Genomic DNA, 16,017 nt, shown 5'->3' on the forward strand with positions numbered 1-16,017 from the left:
GGTTATGGAAGTTTCCATGAAGCGCTTCCACCAGGACAGGCTATGAGCAAGAAGAAACCCACCATCCTCGAGGTGGCCGCCCGGGCCGGGGTCGGTCTGGGCACGGTGAGCCGGGTGCTCAACAACCACAAGGCGGTGCGCCCGGAAACCCGGGCCCGGGTGCTCAGGGCCATGGAGGAGCTGGGCTACACCCCCAACCCCCATGCCCGGCGCATCGCGGGAGGGAGAAGCTACACGGTCTCCGTCCTCCTCCCCTTCGTGGCCACGGAGTTCTACCGAAGGCTTGTGGAGGGCATCGAAGGCGTCCTCCTGGAAAAGCGCTACGACCTGGCCCTCTTCCCCATCCTCTCCCAGGCTCGGCTCAGGCGGTACTTGGAAAGCTCCACCCTGGCCTTCCTCACCGACGGCCTCATCCTGGCCTCCTACGACCTGAGCGAGCACTTTGAGGGGGGCCGCCTCCCCACCGACCGCCCCGTGGTGCTGGTGGACGCCAAGAACCCCCGGTACGACTCCGTCTACCTGGACAACTCCCTGGGGGGCCACCTGGCCGGGGAATACCTGGCGCGCTTCCCCGGCCCCGTCTTCGCCGTGAAGGTGGAGGAGGAGCCCGACCGGGCCTTCCACCACACGGTCTTCGCCGAGCGCCTGGCCGGCTTCCGGGAAGCCCTCAAGGCGGCGGGCCGCCCCTTTCCCGAGGAGCACCTCTACACCACCCGGCTCTCCCAGGAAGGGGGGAGGCTAGCCCTCCGCTATTTCCTGGAGAAGGCCTCCCCACCCCTCAACGTCTTCGCTGGGGCTGACCAGGTGGCCTTGGGCGTCCTGGAGGAGGCGGAAAGGCTAGGGCTTACCGTGGGGAAGGAGGTGCGGGTTTTGGGCTTTGACGGCCATCCCTTCACCGAGGAGGTGGGGCTTTCCACCATCGCCCAGCCGGTGGAGGCCATGGGGGCCAGGGCGGCCCAACTCCTCCTGGAGAGGATGCAGGGCTATGCGGGCCCTCCCCGGACGGTGCGGTTTGAGCCCCTCTTGATCGAACGGGCCTCCACCCGTACCTCTCCGGGGGTTCCCTATCTGCCTTAAAATCTCCCCATGCGCCCGGAAACCCTGGTCTACCCTTTGCGCTGGCTCATGCTCCTGCCCGTGGTGGGGATGCTCCTTGGGGCCCTCTACTTTGCCTGGCACGCCCTCGAGGAGTCCCTCCTTGCGGTGCAAAAACCCTTGGACGAAGCCCTCCCCGTCCTGGTGGGCGCCGTGGACCTGGCCCTCTTGAGCGCGGTTTTCCTCATCTTCAGCCTGGGCCTTTTCGAGCTTTTCATCCGCAAGCTGGAGCTTCCCCTGGAAAACGTCCTCACGGTGGAAAGCCTGGCGGACCTCAAGGGCAAGCTGGGCCAGGTGATCGTCATGATCCTGGTGGTGAAGTTCTTTGAAAAGGCCTCGGCCTTCAAGCCCCAGACCTCCTTGGATTTCCTCCTCTTCGCCGGCGGGGTCGCCCTCCTGGCCTCCGCCCTTTGGCTGGCCAAGGCCAAAGACTGAGGGGTTTGCTCATCTACCTGGACCAAAACCACGCCAGCCGCATGGCCAAGCACCGCCTGGGCCAACGGGGGCACGAGGCCTTCGGCGAGCTCTACCTGGCCCTAAAGGGCCGGGTCCTGGCCCCACCCAGCCCCTTCCACGTGCTGGAAACCCTCTTCCCCATCCGCGGTCCCCAGGAAAAGGCAGGCTACCTGCTCCCCGCCTTGCAGGACCTCTTCTCCGAGCTTTCCCAGGGGTACTGGGTGCGCCCCTGGCAGGAGGTGGCCGTGCGCCAGGCACGGGGCCTTTCCCGGGAGGATTTCCTCTGGCGGGGGGGAAGCTGGGAAGCCCCTGCGGACCTCTCCCCCTTCCAGGGCCTGCCCGAGGCCTTGCGGGGCCTGCCTTACCGGGAGGCCCTCGAGGCGGCCCTGAAGGAGATCCGGGCGCGCACCGGCCTCAAGGAGGTGCCCTTCGTGCGCCTCCTGGCCGAGCTCCTCGCCCGCATGGCCTCGGACCTAGACCGCAGACCCCGGCCCTCCGACCTTTTGGACGCGGTCATGGCCGCCACCGTCTACCCCTACGTGGACCTCCTCCTCACCGATCGCTACCTGCGGGGCCTTCTGCCGGGGAAGAGCGTGGGGGGGAGGCGAAGGGAAGTGGAAGCCCTAGTCCAAAGGTTCCGGGAAGGGGTAGACTCCTCCCCGTGAAGGGCATCCGGGATCCCAAGCTCTGGCCCATCGCCGAGAAGGTGGAGGCCGGCGAGCGCCTCACCTTTGCCGAAGGGCTGATCCTCTACCAAACCCAAGACCTCCCAGGCCTCATGCGCCTGGCCAACCGGGTGCGGGAGAAAAAACACGGGCACAAGACCTACTTCGTCCACTCCCTCCGCGTTTCCCAGACCAACATCTGCTACGTGGGCTGTACCTTCTGTGCCTTCCAGAGAAGGTTCGGGGAGGAGGGGGCCTGGGACTGGGACGTGGAGGAGGTGGTGGCCTGGGTAAGGGAGCGGTACCAGCCCGGCCTCACGGAGATCCACATGACGGCGGGCCACCACCCCAAAAGACCCTTTTCCTACTACCTGGACCTGGTTAGGGCCCTGAAGGAAAACTTTCCCGGGGTCCAGGTGAAGGCCTGGACGGCGGCGGAGATCCACCACTTCTCCAAGATCGCCCGCCTCCCCTACAAGGAGGTGCTTCTGGCCCTTAAGGAGGCGGGGTTGGACGCCATGCCGGGGGGCGGGGCGGAGATCTTCGCCGAGAGGGTGCGCAAGGAGATCGCCCGGGCCAAGGTCTCCGCGGAGGGGTGGCTTTTGATCCACCGGACCGCCCACCAACTGGGCATCCCCACCAACGCCACCATGCTCTACGGGCACATGGAGACCCTCGAGGAGCGCCTGGACCACATGGACCGCCTGCGCAAGCTCCAGGATGAAACCGGGGGGTTCATGAGCTTCATCCCCTTAGCCTTCCAGCCAGACGGCAACCTGCTGGCCAAGAAGCTAGGGAAGCGAGAGTTCACCACGGGTCTGGACGACCTCCGCAACCTGGCCGTGGCCCGCCTTTACCTGGACAACATCCCCCACATCAAGGGGTACTGGGCCACCCTGACCCCAGAGCTGGCCCAGGTTTCCCTGGACTGGGGGGTCACGGACATCGACGGCACCCTGATCGAGGAGCGCATCGTCCACATGGCGGGAAGCCCTGCCCCCAAGGGGCTGTCCAAGAGGGAGCTGGCGGAAATCATCCGCAAAGCGGGGCGGATCCCCGTGGAACGGGACGCCCTTTACCGGGAGATCCGGGTCTGGGAGAGCGCCACCGCACCCGCGGAAGGCAGGGCTCCGCAAGAGGCCTGATGGTCTACTCCCTAGGGGTTCCCCTCTACGCCAACACCGCCCCCCTATACCATTTCCTGGAAGCCCATGGCTGGACCCTCCGCCACGGGGTCCCCGCGGAACTCAACCGCATGGTGCTCTCGGGGGAGGTGGGGCTTTCCCTGGTTTCCAGCTACTTCTACCTGGAGCACCAGGAGGAGCTCGGGCTTCTTCCCGACTTCTCCGTGGCCGTGCTGGGGAGGGTGTACTCCGTGAACCTGTTCCACAAGGGAAGGCTTAGAGACCTGGGAAGGGTCGCCCTCACCGCGGAAAGCGCCACCAGCGTGGAGCTCCTTAAGCTCCTCCTGAGGGAACGGGGGATCTTTCCCGAGTACGAGAAGCGGGAGGGGGGGCTTGAGCTCCTCCGGGAGTACGACGGGGTCCTGCTGATCGGCGACAGGGCCATAAGGGCCTACGCCAGCCTCCTGGACCGCCTTCCCGAAACCCCCCACGCCCTGCCCACCCGCTTTGGGGAGGTGGAGGTGCTGGATCTCTCCATGCTCTGGTTCGAGCGCACCCGCCTTCCCTTTGTCTTCGCCGTCTGGGCCTACCGCAAGGAAACCCCTCCCCCCCTGGAGTTGGTACAGGCCTTAAGGCGGGCCCGGCGCCAGGGGCTTGCCCGGCTCGGGGAGGTGGCCGAGGCCGAGGCCAGGCGGCTGGGAGTCCAGCCTGCCCTTATGGAACACTACCTGTGGAACTTCCGCTACCACCTGGAGGAGCCCGACCGCCTGGGCCTACAGGCCTTCGCCCAAGCCCTGGGCCTTTCCTTTGTCCCTGCCTACTACCCCGAAGCCCCTTGACAGCGTCCTTCCCTTCCCCTATCCTTGGAGGCAATATGCGGACCCTTGGGCGCCACTTCGGCTTTTATTATCCCGCCGGGGGCGCCCTGCGGCCTGCATAGGGTTTTTCGCAAGAGGGCGCCCCCAAAAAGGGGGCGCCCGAGGCTTTTGGGAGGCCAAGATGCTGATCGTGATGAAGCGGGGACACACGGATGCGGAGCTGGATGAGGTGATCCGGGAGATCGAGAAGGTGGGCTACCGGCCCCACATCTCCCGGGGGGTGGAGACCACCCTGGTGGGGGCCATCGGCCGGGGGCCCACCCCGGAGCTGATGGAGCACTTCCGGGCCCTTCCCGGGGTAGCGGACGTCATTCCCATCTCCAAGCCCTACAAGCTGGCGAGCCTCGAGGTCCAACCCTTCCCCACCATCCTGGAGTTTCCCACCGGCAAAACCGGAGGCGACCACGTCCTCGTGGCCGCAGGCCCTTGCGGGGTGGAGTCGAGGGAGCAGACCCTGAAAGCGGCGCGTTACGTGAAGGCCCACGGGGCCGCCATGCTCCGGGGCGGAGCCTTCAAGCCCAGGACTAGCCCCTACGCCTTCCAGGGCCTGGGGCTGGAGGGCCTAAGGATCCTGGCGGAGGCCCGCCGGGAAACGGGACTTCCCGTGGTCACCGAGGTCTTATCCCCAGACCAGGTGGAGCTGGTGGCGGAGTATGCCGACGTGCTGCAGGTGGGGGCCCGCAACGCCCAGAACTTCCCCCTGCTTCAGGCGGTGGGTGAGGCGGGGAAACCCGTCCTCCTCAAGCGGGGCATGAGCATGACCCTGGAAGAGTTCCTGATGAGCGCGGAGTACATCCTCTCCCGGGGCAACATGCAGGTCATCCTGGTGGAGCGGGGCATCCGCACCTTTGAGAAGGCCACCCGCTACACCCTGGATGTCTCCGCAATCCCCGTGCTCAAGAGCCTTACCCACCTTCCCGTCTGGGTGGACCCCTCCCACCCCGCAGGCCGGCGGGAATGGGTCATTCCCCTGGCCCTGGCGGGTCTGGCCGCCGGGGCGGATGGCCTCATCGTGGAAACCCATCCCGAACCGGAAAAGGCCCTTTCCGATGCCGCCCAGCAGCTCCACGAGCACGAGTTCGCCGAGCTCATGGCCAAGGCCCGGCGCCTGGTGGAGGCCCTGGGCAAAACCCTCGCCGCTCCCGTTCTGGGATGAAGCCGCTTTTCGCCAAGGTGGGCATCTTCGGTGTGGGGCTTCTGGGCGGGAGCGTGGCCCTGGGGCTAAAGGAACGCTTCCTGGCCGAGGAGGTCCACGCCTACGACCAGGATCCCGAGGCCCTGGAAAAAGCCCTTTTCCTGGGGGTGGCGGACCGGATCCACCCTGAGCCCGGCCCCTGGGTAGGGGAGCTGGAGCTGGGCGTCCTGGCGGCCCCCGTGGGGGCCCTGGTGGGTCTGGGGAAGGCCCTGGCCCCCTTCGCCAACCCGGAAAGCCTCTGGACCGACGTGGGTAGCGTCAAGGCCCAGGTGGTGGGGGCCCTGGAAGGCCTCCTCCCCCACTTCCTGGGGGGCCACCCCATGGCGGGAAGCGAACGGGCCGGGGTGGAAAACGCCCACGCGGGCCTTCTGCAAAACGCCATCTGGGTCCTAACCCCCACAAGGCGGACCAGCCCCCAGGCCAAGGAGGGAATCCGGAAGCTGGTGGAGGCCCTGGGGGCCTACCCCTTGGAGATGACCCCGGAGCTTCACGACAACTTGGTGGCCCGCATCTCCCACCTGCCCTACCTCCTGGCGGTGGCCCTGAACCGCCTGGTGGCCCATAGCCCCCACCGGGACCTCCTGATGTTTTTGGCGGCCGGGGGATTCCGCGACCTCACCCGGGTGGCCTCCGGCTCCCCCAGGATGAGCCGGGACATGGTGGTGGAGAACAAGGAAGCCCTCAGGGAGGCCATGGAGGAGCTGAGGGGGGTCCTTTGGGAACTGGAGGGGCTCCTGGACGAACCCGAGGCCCTGCTACAGGCGGCGGAGGAAGCCAAGCGCACCCGGGATAGCCTCCCCATCGTGCGCCGAAGCCTCCTCCCCGAGATGCACGACCTGGTGGTCCAGGTGCCAGACCGCCCGGGCCAGATCGCCCGGATCGCCACCGCCTTGGGGGAGGCCGGGGTCAACATCAAGGACATCGAGGTCCTCACCATCCGGGAGGAGGCCGGGGCCATCCGCCTGGGCTTCGCCAGCCGGGAGGAGCGGGAAAAGGCCCGGGAGGTGCTTTCCCAGGTGGGGTACCGGATCCCCTAAGGAGCCCGCTCCACCCGGTTCCTGCCCCTCTTTTTGGCCAAGTACAGGGCACTATCGGCCCTTTGGAAAACCTCCTTCACATCCCCCCGGTACACCGCCACCCCAAAGCTTCCCGACACGCCCAAGCGGCTAAGCTCCGCCCTGAGCCTCTCCGCTACCCGCATGGCCTCCCCCTCCTCGGCGCGGGGGAGAAGGATGGCGAACTCCTCCCCACCCCAACGCCCCACCAAATCCCCGTGGCGGACGTGGGCGATCAGGAACTGGGCCACCTCCTTCAGAAGCCGGTCCCCTTCCTGGTGGCCCTGGGTGTCGTTCACCCGCTTGAAGTGGTCCAGGTCCAAAAGGACCAAGCTAAACGGCTTCTCCCCTCGGTCCACCCGGGCGGCCTCCCGCTCTATGGCCATCTCCAGGGCGCGGCGGTTGGGCAGGCCGGTCAGGGGATCGGTGAGGGCCTGCTCCCGCCAGAAACGGATCTGGCCGTGAAGCTCCCGGAAGCGGGCTAAGAGAAAGGTGAGGGAGAGGAGGATGGCCTGGCTCACGGCAAAATGGGGCCAGAAGTCCAGGCCCCGGCCCCAAACCACGGGAGCCAACACCAAAACCCCGCCCCACAAGGCCCCTAGGAGGTAACCCCAGGACCACGGAGGATAGGCGAACCCCGCCAGCAAGTAAAGGGCAGGGGCAAAGAACCCGGCCAAGGGCCAGGCTTCCCCCACCCGCCACATCTCAAAGAGCAGGTACGCTCCCAAGGGGTGGAGAAGAAGGCGGGGTGCGGACTTGGGCCCTTTGCGCATGGCCCAAAGGGCCCAGAGGAGGAGAAGGGCATAGAGAAAGACCTCAGGGCCCTGGGGTGGGAACCGCCGCACCTGTAGCAGGAGGCCGAGGGCCATCCCCACCCAGCTGGCAAGGTAGAAGAACCGGCCCCGGCCATCCATGCCTCCAGAGTAGACGGGTTCCCGTGAAAGCCCCGTGAAAAAAAACCGAACTAGGGGAGGAGCTTTCCCGGGTTCAGGATGCCCTGGGGATCCAGGGTGGCCTTGACCGTGCGGAAGGCCTCGAGGGTGGCCTCGTCCACCGCTTCCCTCAGGAACTCCCGCTTCATGAGGCCGATCCCGTGCTCCCCGGAAAGGACCCCACCATGCCTTAGGGCCACCCGGGCGATCTCGTGGGCCAGCTCCCAAACCCGCTCCTCGCTTTCCCTCCTCGGGTCAAAGAGGATGTTGGGGTGCAGGTTTCCGTCCCCGATGTGGCCAAACTGGGCCACCACCAGGCCAAAGGCCTCCCCCAAGGCGGAAATCTCCCGCACCACCTGGGGAAGACGGCTTCTCGGCACAGCGATGTCCTCGTTGACCCGCTTGGGGCGGATGCGGCCCAAGGCCGGGCTCACGCTCCGCCTGGCCCGCCAAAGGGCCTCGGCCTCCCCCTCGTCCCGGGCCCTTTGCACCCTGGCCCCAAGGCCTTTGGCGGTTTCCTCCACCAGGGAAAGCTCCTCCTGGACCACCTCGAGGCTGTCCCCATCGGTTTCCGCCAAGAGGAGGGCGTGCCCCCGGGGAAGGCCCATGCCCAGGTAGTCCTCCACGGCGTTCACGCAAGTGGGGTCCAAAAACTCCAGCCTGGCGGGCACTGCCCCCTGGGCGATGGCCTGGGAGACCGCCTCCGCCAGGGCGCCCACCTCGGAAAAGGCCGCCATCAGGGTGGCCCGGTACCGGGGCAAGGGCAGAAGCCGCACCCGCACCCCCGTGATGAGGCCCAGGGTCCCCTCGGAACCGATGAGAAGGCCTGGCAGGTCGTAGGCCTGGCGACCCAGGCGGTGGACCTCGCCCCAGGCATCCACGAACTCCAGCTCCAGCACATAGTCCCCCGTGACCCCGTACTTGAAGCAAAGGGGCCCCCCGGCGTTCTCCCCCAGGTTCCCTCCCAGGGTGCTGGTGCGCAGGGAAGCGGGGTCAGGGGGGTAGAAAAGCCCGTGGGGCCTGGCCTCCTCCGAAACCCTGGCCGTGGTCACCCCGGGCTCGGCCCAGGCGGTGCGGCCCCCGGGGTCCAGCTCCAGACGGGTCATGCGGGTGAAGGCCACCACGAGGGCTCCCTCCTCGGGAACCGCCCCGCCGCTCAAACCGCTTCCCGCACCCCGGGCCACCAGGGGCAGGCCGTGCCGCCGGGCCAGACGCACCAGGGCCTGGACCTCCTCCCGGGATTCCGGCAGGACCACCGCCAAGGGCTCCGGCCCCACCAGGATGGCGTCGTAGCGGTAAACCCCTTTTTCCGAGCGGGAAAGCAACGCCCGGGGCCCAAAGAGGGCCTTGAGCTCGGAGCGGACGGCCTCAGCCAGGGAAGGTATCCTCCGGACCCCCATGCCCTAAGGCTACCAGGTGGGGTCGCAGTGGGGAGAGGACTCCGGGCGCACGGGGTTGGCCGCCCGCACGTAGGGCCCCCTTAGACCCCCGGTATATCCCCTCAACCAGAGCCTTCGGTGGGGCAAAGGTTCCACGATGATCCCCTGGGGCCCAAGGGAGAGGCTTCCCGGCGAGGTGAGGGACACCGCCAGCACCTCCCCCTCGGGGGTCACCTCCAAAAAGCCCTGCACCCGCCCCGCATGGATGGGAGCCAAAAGGGCATACCGCTCCCCCGGGCGCGCCTGGTGGGGAGCAAACCCTTCGGGCAGAAAGAGGAGCTCTAGCCCGTCCAACCTTCCCTCCAGGTCAAAGGCGAAGTCCAGCCGGGTGTTGCCTGCGGTGCAGTAGGTATCCTGTGTCCTTAAGCCCGTGATGCCGTGCCCCGGGTAGACCGCCTCCAGGGTCAGGGTGCAGGCGGAAAGGAGCCACAGGAGGGGAAGAAGGACCCTCATGCTTCCATCCTTCCCCAAAACCCTCCCGGAAGGTTTTACCCAGGCTAAAGCCTCCTTTAGACTCTTGGCCATGGCCTACTGGCTTCTGAAATCCGAACCCGAGGTCTACAGCATCCTGGACCTCAGACGGGAAAGAAGGGCCATCTGGGACGGGGTGCGCAACTACCAGGCCCGGAACTACCTGATGCAGATGCAGGTGGGGGATCTCTGTTTCTTTTACCATTCCAACTCCAACCCCCCAGGCATCGCCGGGCTCTGCCGGGTGGTGCGGACCCTCCTCCCCGACCCCACCCAGTTCGAACCAGGTAGCCCCTACTTTGACCCCAAGGCCACCCGGGACAAGCCCAGATGGTACACGGTGGAGGTGGAGTTCCTCGAGGCCTGGCCCCTCATCCCCCTGGAGGAGCTGAGGGCCTGCTTCCCCCAGGACCACCCCTTGGTGCGAAAGGGGAACCGGCTTTCCGTGATGCCGGTTCCCCCGGAGGTGGCCGAAGGGCTTATTGCGCGGAAAGGGTGCCGATGATCTTGAAGAGGGGCAGGAACATCCCCGCCACGATCATCCCCACGATCACGCCCAGGAAGATGATCATGAGGGGCTCTATGGCGGCGGTGAGGCTGGCCACCGCCTCATCCACCTCCCGCTCGTAGAAGTCGGCGATCTTGGAAAGGAGGGTGTCCAGGGCCCCCGTCTCCTCCCCGATGGCCACCATGGAGCTCACCATGGGGGGGAAAACGAAGGGATGCTGGGCCAGGGTGAGATTTAAAGGCTCCCCCTGCTGGACCTTGAGCTTAGCCGTGTCCACGATCTCCTCCACCACGCTGTTGCCCGCCGTCCCCTTGGTGATGTCCAAGGACTCCACGATGTTCACCCCGCTGGAAAGGAGGAGGGCCAGGGTACGGGAGAAGCGGGCCACGGCGGTCTTGCGGTTGAGGTTGCCGAAGACGGGTACGCGGAGCTTGATCCGGTCCACCACCTTCCGCCCCTGAGGGGTCCCGTAGTACCAGCGGTACACGAAGAAGAGGACCACCGCCAAAAGCACCAAAGGCAGCGTGGCCGCCCGCAGGAAGTCCGAAAGGGCGATGAGGAAGCGGGTGAGAAGGGGAAGCTCCGAACCCAGGTCCGTGAGGATCTGGGCGAACTGGGGCACGATGCCCGTGAGGAGGAAGTAGGCCACGCCCACGGCAAAGACGAAGACGATGGCGGGGTAGGTCATGGCGCTACGGATCTTGCCCCTGAGCTCCAGGTCCTTCTCCAGGAAGGTGGCCAGGCGGTCCAGGATCACGTCCAGCCCACCCGAGGTCTCCCCGGCCCGCACCAGGTTCACGTACAGCCGGGAGAAGAGCTTGTGCTTGGCCAGGGCATCGGAGAAGGCCATACCCCCTTCAATGTCGGTGCGGACCTTCTTGATGATCTCCCGGAACTTCTTGTTCTCAGTCTGCCTTTCCAGGATGGCCAGGGACTGCAAAAGCGTAAGCCCTGCCCCCAGCATGGTGGCCAGCTGCCGGGAGAAGATGGCCAGGTCCTTGAGCCCAGGGCCCCTCTCCAGGGCAGGAAGGCGCACCTCGGCCTGCAGGCCTTTCCCCGGCTCCTTGATCTCGGCCACGAAAAGTCCCCGGTCCCTGAGGAGCCTGGCAGCGGTGCGCAGGTCCTCCGCCTCGATGGTGGCCTCCACCAGGCGGCCCTGGCGGTCGCGGGCCTTATACTGGTAGACTGGCATGGTAGAAGTATACCAGAAGGTGCAGGAAGCGGCGGAAACCCTTGGGCGGGGGGGGCTGGTGGCCTTTCCCACCGACACCGTCTGGGGGGTGCTGGCCCGGATGGAGGACGAGGCCGCCTGCCGGCGCATCTACGCGCTTAAGGGACGGGAGGAGGAGAAGCCCCTGCAGGTGTTGGTGGCGGACCTGGAAAGCGCCCTTAGGCTTGCGGACCTTAAGGACCTGAGGGAAAAGTTCCTGCGCCTGGCGGAGGCCTTTTGGCCCGGGGGCCTCACCGTGGTGGTACCGGGGCAAAACATCCCCCCTTGGATCAGCCGGGATGGTTCCGTGGGCCTAAGGATGCCGGACCATCCCCTTCTTAGGGAGCTTCTTCGCCGAATAGGGGGGTATGCCGCCGCCACCAGCCTCAACAGGAGCGGAGAACCCCCGGTGCGCACGGAGGCCGAGGCCCGGGCCTTTGCCGTGGACTACGTCTTCCCGGGGGAGGCCATGGGCTTGGCCTCCAGCGTGGTGGACCTGCGCACGGGAATGGTGCTAAGGGAAGGGACCATCCCTAAGGAAGCCCTTCTGCCCTACCTCCAGGATGCCTAGCCTGAAGGCGGAGCTTCTCGCGGTCCTCTTTGCCGCCGGCAGGCCCGTGGCCCTGAAGGAGCTCCGGGCCTTGGGCTACCCCGAGGAGACCCTCCTCCGTGCCCTCGAGGCCCTCGAGGCCGACCTAAGGAACGGGGAGCTGGGGATAGCCCTGGAACGGGTGGCGGGGGGATGGCGGCTTTTGGTGCACGAAAGCGCCCTGGAGTCGGTGGAAAGGGTCCTTAAGCCCAGCCCTCCCCGCCTCTCCAAGGCGGCCCTGGAGGTCCTGGCCCTCATCGCCTACCACCAGCCCGTGGCCCGGGCGGAGCTGGAGGCCATGCGGGGGAAGAGCGTGGAAGGCGTGCTGGAAAGCCTCCTGGAACGGAGCCTGATCCGGGTGGTGGGGGAAAAGGACGCCCCGGGGCGGCCCAAGCTCTACGGCACCACCGAGCGCTTCCTGGAGGTGTTCGGCCTGGAGAGCCTAGAGGACCTCCCGCCCCTCGAGGACGGCCCACCCCTCCTCCTCCGGGGCTAGGGCCTCCCGGGCGGGGATGGGAAGGGGGCTATAGAGCTCGTTCTGCCGCACGAAGGCCAAAAGAAAGCGGCCCAGGAGGCGCATCTGGCTTCTGTGGGCGCGGATGGCCTTTTCCTTGAGGCGCACCTCCTCCTCCCCCAGGGGAAAGCGCCGCCAGGGAAGGCCCTTACCCCTAGGGGGCGGGTAAAGGGGAAGCCGGGGATGGAGGCCCTTGGGCAGGGGATACTGGTACCCCCCATGGATGAGGTAGTACTCCAGCCTGCCCTCCATGCCCAAGGAGGCCGCCGCCTGCATGCCGAAGTAACCCGTGGCCTGATGGTCCCGGTGGGCATCCAGGGGGCTTGGCAGGAGGATGCGGGTGGGCTTGAGGGAGGAAAGGAGCTCCACCAGGGTGGCCTCCAGGGCCTTGCCCGTATAGGGGAGGCCCGGGCGGTAACACCCAGGGTAGGCCACCGCCTTAAGCCCCGTGTAGGGGCTTTCGTAGGGCAGGTAGTAGTGGGTGGTGAAGAGGGCGAAAAGCCCCTGGTCGGGGAAACCGAGGAAATAGGCGCTATCCCGGGGAAGGCCCAGGGCCTCGAGGCCCCGCCAAGCCTCCACCATGCGCCTTAGGGCCAGGCGGCGCATGGCCTCCCGGGAGGGCAAGGGGCTTCCCGCAGCCAGGTCAAAGGCATCCCCCGAGGTAAGGTAGACCACGCTCACCCGCCCTCCCGCCTCCAGGGTGCGGCGCATCCGGCCCGCCGCCGCCAGCACCTCGTCATCGGGATGGGGGGCCAGGACCAGAAGGTGTTCCCCTGGCCCTGGCTCTGGGGCTAGGGGTAGCCTCCGCACCCGAAAGGAGGTGAAGAGGGCATGGTAATAGGCAAAGATAAAGCGCCCGTTGATGAAGGCCCACACCCCCAAGGCCGCCAGGACGAGCCCCACTCGCTCGGCCCAGAGGAGGCCGAGCCAAAGCCTAAGGGCCTCCGCCAAGAGCAGGTAGAGGGCCAGAAGGAGAAGAAGCCACTGCCAGGGGGCCAGGCGGCGCATGAAAGGCATTTTACGGGCTAGAGTGGTCCTATGGTCCTGCGCCCCGCGGTGGAAAAGGACCTCCCCGCCATCGCCCGGCTTTCCCACGAAACCCTCCTCCTGGGCCGGGCAGGGCCTTCCGTCTTCCCCAGCCGGGAGCTATGGGGGGAGCTCTTCGTGGCCCCCTACCTCAGGCGGGGGTGCTGCCAGCGGGTGGCGGAGGAGGAAGGGGCGATCCTGGGCTACATCCTGGGAGCCTGCTCAGACCTTCCCCTTACCCTTTACCTCCTTCCCCGCCTGCCCCTCCTCCTCCTGAAACTCCTCCTCGGGCGCTACGGCCCGCCCCTACCCCACCTCCGCTACCTCCTCAGGCTCCTCCTGTACCGGGGCCCCAAGGCCCCAAAGGGGCTTTACCCCGCCCACCTGCACATCGCCGTGGACCCCAAAGCCCAGGGCAGGGGCATAGGAAAGGCCCTGCTGGCGGAGTTCCTGGAATGCCTCAAGGAAAAGGGGGTGAAGGGCGTGCAGCTTTCCACCACCCGGGCCAACGCCGCCGCCAGGAGGCTTTACCAGAGCCTGGGCTTCCGCCTCTACGCCAAGCGGGCCAGCCCCTTCTGGGCTCCCTACCACGGCCATCCCGTGGTCCACGAGGTCTGGGTCAAGGAGCTTTAGAGGCCATAATGAGAGGGTGCTGCCCGAGGCCCTGAGGGGATGGGAAAGCTACCGGGAATGGCTGGAGGCCAACCCGGAGTTCCGGGGGCGGATCGTCTTCGCCCGCCTCCTTCCCCAAATCCCTCCCAAGACCGTCCCCTACCGGGGGGTCTTCGCCGGGGTCCTCGAGGCCTTGGGCCTGAAGCCCTTCGCCCACCAGAAGGAAGCCCTCCTTCGCGTGGAGGAGGGGAAAAACGTGGTCATGGCCTACTCCACCGCCGCCGGGAAAAGCCTGGTCTTTCAGGCGCCGGTGCTCAAGGCGGCTTTGGAGGGGGAGACGAGCCTTCTCCTCTTCCCCACCAAGGCCCTGGCCCACGACCAGCTGAGGCGGCTTAAGGCCATGGGGGAGGCCCTGGGGGTAAAGGGGATCTACCCCTACGACGGGGACACCGGGGGGGAGGTGCGGCGGAAGGCCAAGCGGGAGGGCCTAATCCTCCTCAGCAATCCCGACATGCTCCACTTTGGCCTCCTGCCCCGGCACGGGGAGTTCGCCCCCTTTCTCTCCCGCCTCCGCTACCTGGTCCTGGACGAGCTTCACGCCTACCGAGGGGTCTTCGGGACCCACGTGGCCCTGGTCCTCTTCCGCCTGTTACGCCTGGCCCGCCACTATGGGGCAGACCCCCAGGTGATCGCCGCCAGCGCCACCATCGGCAACGCCAAGGAACACGCCCAAACCCTCACCGGCCTTCCCTTTGTGGAGCTAAGGGAGGAGGTGGCCCGCTCGGAGCGGGAGCTTCTGGTGCTCCTTCCCAAGCCCCTGGACGCCAAGGGGGAAAGGCGGCGAAGCCCCCTCCTGGAGGCCGCCTACCTGGCCCGGGCCCTGGCGGAAGGGGGTTTAAGGGGAATCATCTTCACCAACGCCCGGAAAAGCGCGGAGCTCATCGCCCGCTACGCCGCCCACCCCAAGGTGCGCCCCTACCGGGCGGGCTACACCGCCAAGGAAAGGCGCCGCCTGGAGGAGGGCTTGAAGTCTGGGGAGGTGCGGGTCCTGGTCTCCACCAGCGCCTTGGAGCTGGGGGTGGACATCGGGGAGCTGGACGCCGTGGCCCTGGTGGGCTACCCGGGGTCCGTGTCCGCCTTCTGGCAACGGGCGGGCCGGGCAGGCAGGGGAAGGCGAAGGGCCCTGGTGGTCTACATCCCCCGGGAGGATCCCTTGGACGAGTACTTCCTCCATCGGCCCGAGCTTCTCCTCAGGAGCCCCCCGGAGGCGGCGGTGGCCGACCCCCAAAACCCCGTCCTCTGCCCCCTGCACCTGCATGCCGCCGCCTGGGAAAAACCCCTTGTGCGGGAGGAGGTGCTCTGCCCGGAGGCCTTGGCGGAACTCGAGGAGAAGGAAGGCCGCTACCACACACCAAAGCGCCGCCCCCACCGGGACCTAAGCCTCCGGGGCCTGGGGGCCACCTTCACCCTGCGGGGACCGGAGGGGGAGGTCCTGGGCCATCTGGACGAACGCCAGGCCTACTGGGAGGCCCACCCCGGGGCGGTCTACCTGCACGGGGGGGAGAGCTACCTGGTGCGCAACATCGACCACGGAAAACGCGAGATCTGGCTTCTTCCGGCCCTCGAGGACTACTACACCGAGCCCCGGGTGGAAACCGACCTGGAGGTCCTCGCGGGAGAGGCCGTGGGCCATGGGGTCTGGGTGGGCAAGGTGGTGCTGAGGGAAAGGGTGGTGGCCTACGCCAAGAAGCGCTTCTACACCGGTGGCGTCCTGGAGGAGATCCCCCTGGAGCTTCCCGAGATCTCTTTCCCCACCGAGGCCCTCTGGTTCCACCCTCCCCTGGTGGTCCCTCCCCACCAGATCCCCGGGGGCATCCATGCCCTGGAGCACGCCATGATCGGCCTCCTACCCCTCTTTGTCCTGGCCGAAAGGCAGGATATCGGGGGCCTCTCCTACCCCTTCTACCCAAGGCCCCTGCCCTCGGGGAGCGGCCCCACCATCTTCATCTACGACGGCTACCCAGGGGGTGTGGGCTACGCCCGGCAAGCAGCCCGTCGCTTCCCCGAGTGGATCCGGTCCGCCTTGGAGCTCCTCAAGGGCTGCCCCTGCGAGGAGGGTTGTCCCCGTTGCGTCCTCTCCCCCAAGTGCGGGAACGGCAACCAGTACCTGGACAAAAAGGCAGCCCTTATGTTGGCCGCCAGCCTCACCCTCTCCCTTCCCCAAAGGACCCTGCACTAAACTCTTCTC

At 67.0% G+C, this 16,017-nt stretch carries 17 protein-coding genes; 12 read left to right on the forward strand and 5 right to left on the reverse strand.

The window, feature by feature from the left end; all coding sequences use genetic code 11:
- The first annotated feature begins 42 nt into the window (after positions 1 to 42).
- The 7 genes from L0C59_RS02850 to L0C59_RS02880 all read left to right on the forward strand — a co-directional run bounded on the left by L0C59_RS02850 (position 43) and on the right by L0C59_RS02880 (position 6,450).
- Positions 43 to 1,077, forward strand: a complete 1,035-nt coding sequence (locus L0C59_RS02850; protein ID WP_243089705.1) for a substrate-binding domain-containing protein — start codon at positions 43 to 45, stop codon at positions 1,075 to 1,077.
- A gap of 9 nt (positions 1,078 to 1,086) precedes the next feature.
- A complete protein-coding gene (locus tag L0C59_RS02855; protein WP_243089706.1) occupies positions 1,087 to 1,530 on the forward strand; it encodes a YqhA family protein in 444 nt (147 codons plus the stop codon).
- A gap of 5 nt (positions 1,531 to 1,535) precedes the next feature.
- Positions 1,536 to 2,216 carry a PIN domain-containing protein gene (locus L0C59_RS02860; protein WP_243089707.1) on the forward strand — a complete coding sequence of 227 codons (681 nt, stop codon included), beginning with the start codon at positions 1,536 to 1,538 and terminating at the stop codon, positions 2,214 to 2,216.
- Positions 2,213 to 3,361: an aminofutalosine synthase MqnE gene (mqnE, locus tag L0C59_RS02865; protein WP_243089708.1), complete on the forward strand. Its 1,149-nt coding sequence runs from the start codon at positions 2,213 to 2,215 to the stop codon at positions 3,359 to 3,361. Before L0C59_RS02860 ends, mqnE begins: the two co-directional genes overlap by 4 nt.
- Positions 3,361 to 4,179: a menaquinone biosynthetic enzyme MqnA/MqnD family protein gene (locus L0C59_RS02870; protein WP_243089709.1), complete on the forward strand. Its 819-nt coding sequence runs from the start codon at positions 3,361 to 3,363 to the stop codon at positions 4,177 to 4,179. Before mqnE ends, L0C59_RS02870 begins: the two co-directional genes overlap by 1 nt.
- A gap of 160 nt (positions 4,180 to 4,339) precedes the next feature.
- Entirely contained in the window at positions 4,340 to 5,374 is a 1,035-nt protein-coding gene (gene aroF, locus L0C59_RS02875) for a 3-deoxy-7-phosphoheptulonate synthase (protein WP_243089710.1), read from the forward strand.
- Entirely contained in the window at positions 5,371 to 6,450 is a 1,080-nt protein-coding gene (locus tag L0C59_RS02880) for a prephenate dehydrogenase/arogenate dehydrogenase family protein (protein WP_243089711.1), read from the forward strand. Before aroF ends, L0C59_RS02880 begins: the two co-directional genes overlap by 4 nt.
- On the opposite strand, the gene L0C59_RS02885 is transcribed toward L0C59_RS02880, so the two are convergent.
- From L0C59_RS02885 to L0C59_RS02895, 3 genes are read right to left on the reverse strand one after another with little or no spacing between them, the layout of a single operon-like run.
- Complete coding sequence (locus L0C59_RS02885) at positions 6,447 to 7,382, reverse strand: GGDEF domain-containing protein (protein ID WP_243089712.1); 936 nt, start codon at positions 7,380 to 7,382, stop codon at positions 6,447 to 6,449. The two genes, L0C59_RS02880 and L0C59_RS02885, sit on opposite strands and share 4 nt — an antisense overlap.
- 50 nt (positions 7,383 to 7,432) lie before the next feature.
- Positions 7,433 to 8,800: an FAD-binding oxidoreductase gene (locus L0C59_RS02890; RefSeq protein WP_243089713.1), complete on the reverse strand. Its 1,368-nt coding sequence runs from the start codon at positions 8,798 to 8,800 to the stop codon at positions 7,433 to 7,435.
- 9 nt (positions 8,801 to 8,809) lie between these two features.
- Positions 8,810 to 9,292: a hypothetical protein gene (locus L0C59_RS02895; protein WP_243089714.1), complete on the reverse strand. Its 483-nt coding sequence runs from the start codon at positions 9,290 to 9,292 to the stop codon at positions 8,810 to 8,812.
- A gap of 70 nt (positions 9,293 to 9,362) precedes the next feature.
- On the opposite strand from L0C59_RS02895, the gene L0C59_RS02900 reads away from it, so the two are divergent.
- Complete coding sequence (locus L0C59_RS02900) at positions 9,363 to 9,815, forward strand: EVE domain-containing protein (protein ID WP_243089715.1); 453 nt, start codon at positions 9,363 to 9,365, stop codon at positions 9,813 to 9,815.
- On the opposite strand, the gene pilC is transcribed toward L0C59_RS02900, so the two are convergent.
- Complete coding sequence (gene pilC, locus L0C59_RS02905) at positions 9,790 to 11,010, reverse strand: type IV pilus assembly protein PilC (RefSeq protein WP_243089716.1); 1,221 nt, start codon at positions 11,008 to 11,010, stop codon at positions 9,790 to 9,792. The genes L0C59_RS02900 and pilC overlap by 26 nt on opposite strands.
- On the opposite strand from pilC, the gene L0C59_RS02910 reads away from it, so the two are divergent.
- Both L0C59_RS02910 and scpB read left to right on the forward strand, forming a co-directional pair.
- Positions 11,009 to 11,599 carry an L-threonylcarbamoyladenylate synthase gene (locus tag L0C59_RS02910; RefSeq protein WP_243089717.1) on the forward strand — a complete coding sequence of 197 codons (591 nt, stop codon included), beginning with the start codon at positions 11,009 to 11,011 and terminating at the stop codon, positions 11,597 to 11,599. The genes pilC and L0C59_RS02910 overlap by 2 nt on opposite strands.
- Positions 11,592 to 12,113 (forward strand): SMC-Scp complex subunit ScpB, encoded by a 522-nt coding sequence (gene scpB, locus L0C59_RS02915; RefSeq protein WP_243089718.1) that lies wholly within the window; start codon positions 11,592 to 11,594, stop codon positions 12,111 to 12,113. Before L0C59_RS02910 ends, scpB begins: the two co-directional genes overlap by 8 nt.
- Here the strand turns inward: scpB and L0C59_RS02920 are convergent.
- Positions 12,060 to 13,139 carry a PIG-L deacetylase family protein gene (locus L0C59_RS02920; RefSeq protein ID WP_243089719.1) on the reverse strand — a complete coding sequence of 360 codons (1,080 nt, stop codon included), beginning with the start codon at positions 13,137 to 13,139 and terminating at the stop codon, positions 12,060 to 12,062. The two genes, scpB and L0C59_RS02920, sit on opposite strands and share 54 nt — an antisense overlap.
- A 30-nt stretch (positions 13,140 to 13,169) precedes the next feature.
- On the opposite strand from L0C59_RS02920, the gene L0C59_RS02925 reads away from it, so the two are divergent.
- Both L0C59_RS02925 and L0C59_RS02930 read left to right on the forward strand, forming a co-directional pair.
- Positions 13,170 to 13,790: a GNAT family N-acetyltransferase gene (locus L0C59_RS02925; RefSeq protein ID WP_243089720.1), complete on the forward strand. Its 621-nt coding sequence runs from the start codon at positions 13,170 to 13,172 to the stop codon at positions 13,788 to 13,790.
- A gap of 16 nt (positions 13,791 to 13,806) precedes the next feature.
- Entirely contained in the window at positions 13,807 to 16,008 is a 2,202-nt protein-coding gene (locus tag L0C59_RS02930) for a DEAD/DEAH box helicase (protein WP_243089721.1), read from the forward strand.
- The last annotated feature ends 9 nt before the right edge of the window (positions 16,009 to 16,017 follow it).

Source organism: Thermus neutrinimicus (assembly GCF_022760955.1).
GTDB classification, from domain to species: Bacteria; Deinococcota; Deinococci; order Deinococcales; family Thermaceae; genus Thermus; species Thermus neutrinimicus.

Bases quoted from the DNA above. Each gene is read 5' to 3' on its own strand.
- L0C59_RS02850 (WP_243089705.1), top strand. From the start codon at position 43: ATGAGCAAGAAGAAACCCACCATCCTCGAGGTGGCCGCCCGGGCCGGG.
- L0C59_RS02855 (WP_243089706.1), top strand. From the start codon at position 1,087: ATGCGCCCGGAAACCCTGGTCTACCCTTTGCGCTGGCTCATGCTCCTG.
- L0C59_RS02870 (WP_243089709.1), top strand. From the start codon at position 3,361: ATGGTCTACTCCCTAGGGGTTCCCCTCTACGCCAACACCGCCCCCCTA.
- aroF (WP_243089710.1), top strand. From the start codon at position 4,340: ATGCTGATCGTGATGAAGCGGGGACACACGGATGCGGAGCTGGATGAG.
- L0C59_RS02880 (WP_243089711.1), top strand. From the start codon at position 5,371: ATGAAGCCGCTTTTCGCCAAGGTGGGCATCTTCGGTGTGGGGCTTCTG.
- L0C59_RS02885 (WP_243089712.1), bottom strand. From the start codon at position 7,382: ATGGATGGCCGGGGCCGGTTCTTCTACCTTGCCAGCTGGGTGGGGATG.
- L0C59_RS02890 (WP_243089713.1), bottom strand. From the start codon at position 8,800: ATGGGGGTCCGGAGGATACCTTCCCTGGCTGAGGCCGTCCGCTCCGAG.
- L0C59_RS02895 (WP_243089714.1), bottom strand. From the start codon at position 9,292: ATGAGGGTCCTTCTTCCCCTCCTGTGGCTCCTTTCCGCCTGCACCCTG.
- L0C59_RS02900 (WP_243089715.1), top strand. From the start codon at position 9,363: ATGGCCTACTGGCTTCTGAAATCCGAACCCGAGGTCTACAGCATCCTG.
- L0C59_RS02910 (WP_243089717.1), top strand. From the start codon at position 11,009: ATGGTAGAAGTATACCAGAAGGTGCAGGAAGCGGCGGAAACCCTTGGG.
- pilC (WP_243089716.1), bottom strand. From the start codon at position 11,010: ATGCCAGTCTACCAGTATAAGGCCCGCGACCGCCAGGGCCGCCTGGTG.
- scpB (WP_243089718.1), top strand. From the start codon at position 11,592: ATGCCTAGCCTGAAGGCGGAGCTTCTCGCGGTCCTCTTTGCCGCCGGC.
- L0C59_RS02920 (WP_243089719.1), bottom strand. From the start codon at position 13,139: ATGCGCCGCCTGGCCCCCTGGCAGTGGCTTCTTCTCCTTCTGGCCCTC.
- L0C59_RS02925 (WP_243089720.1), top strand. From the start codon at position 13,170: ATGGTCCTGCGCCCCGCGGTGGAAAAGGACCTCCCCGCCATCGCCCGG.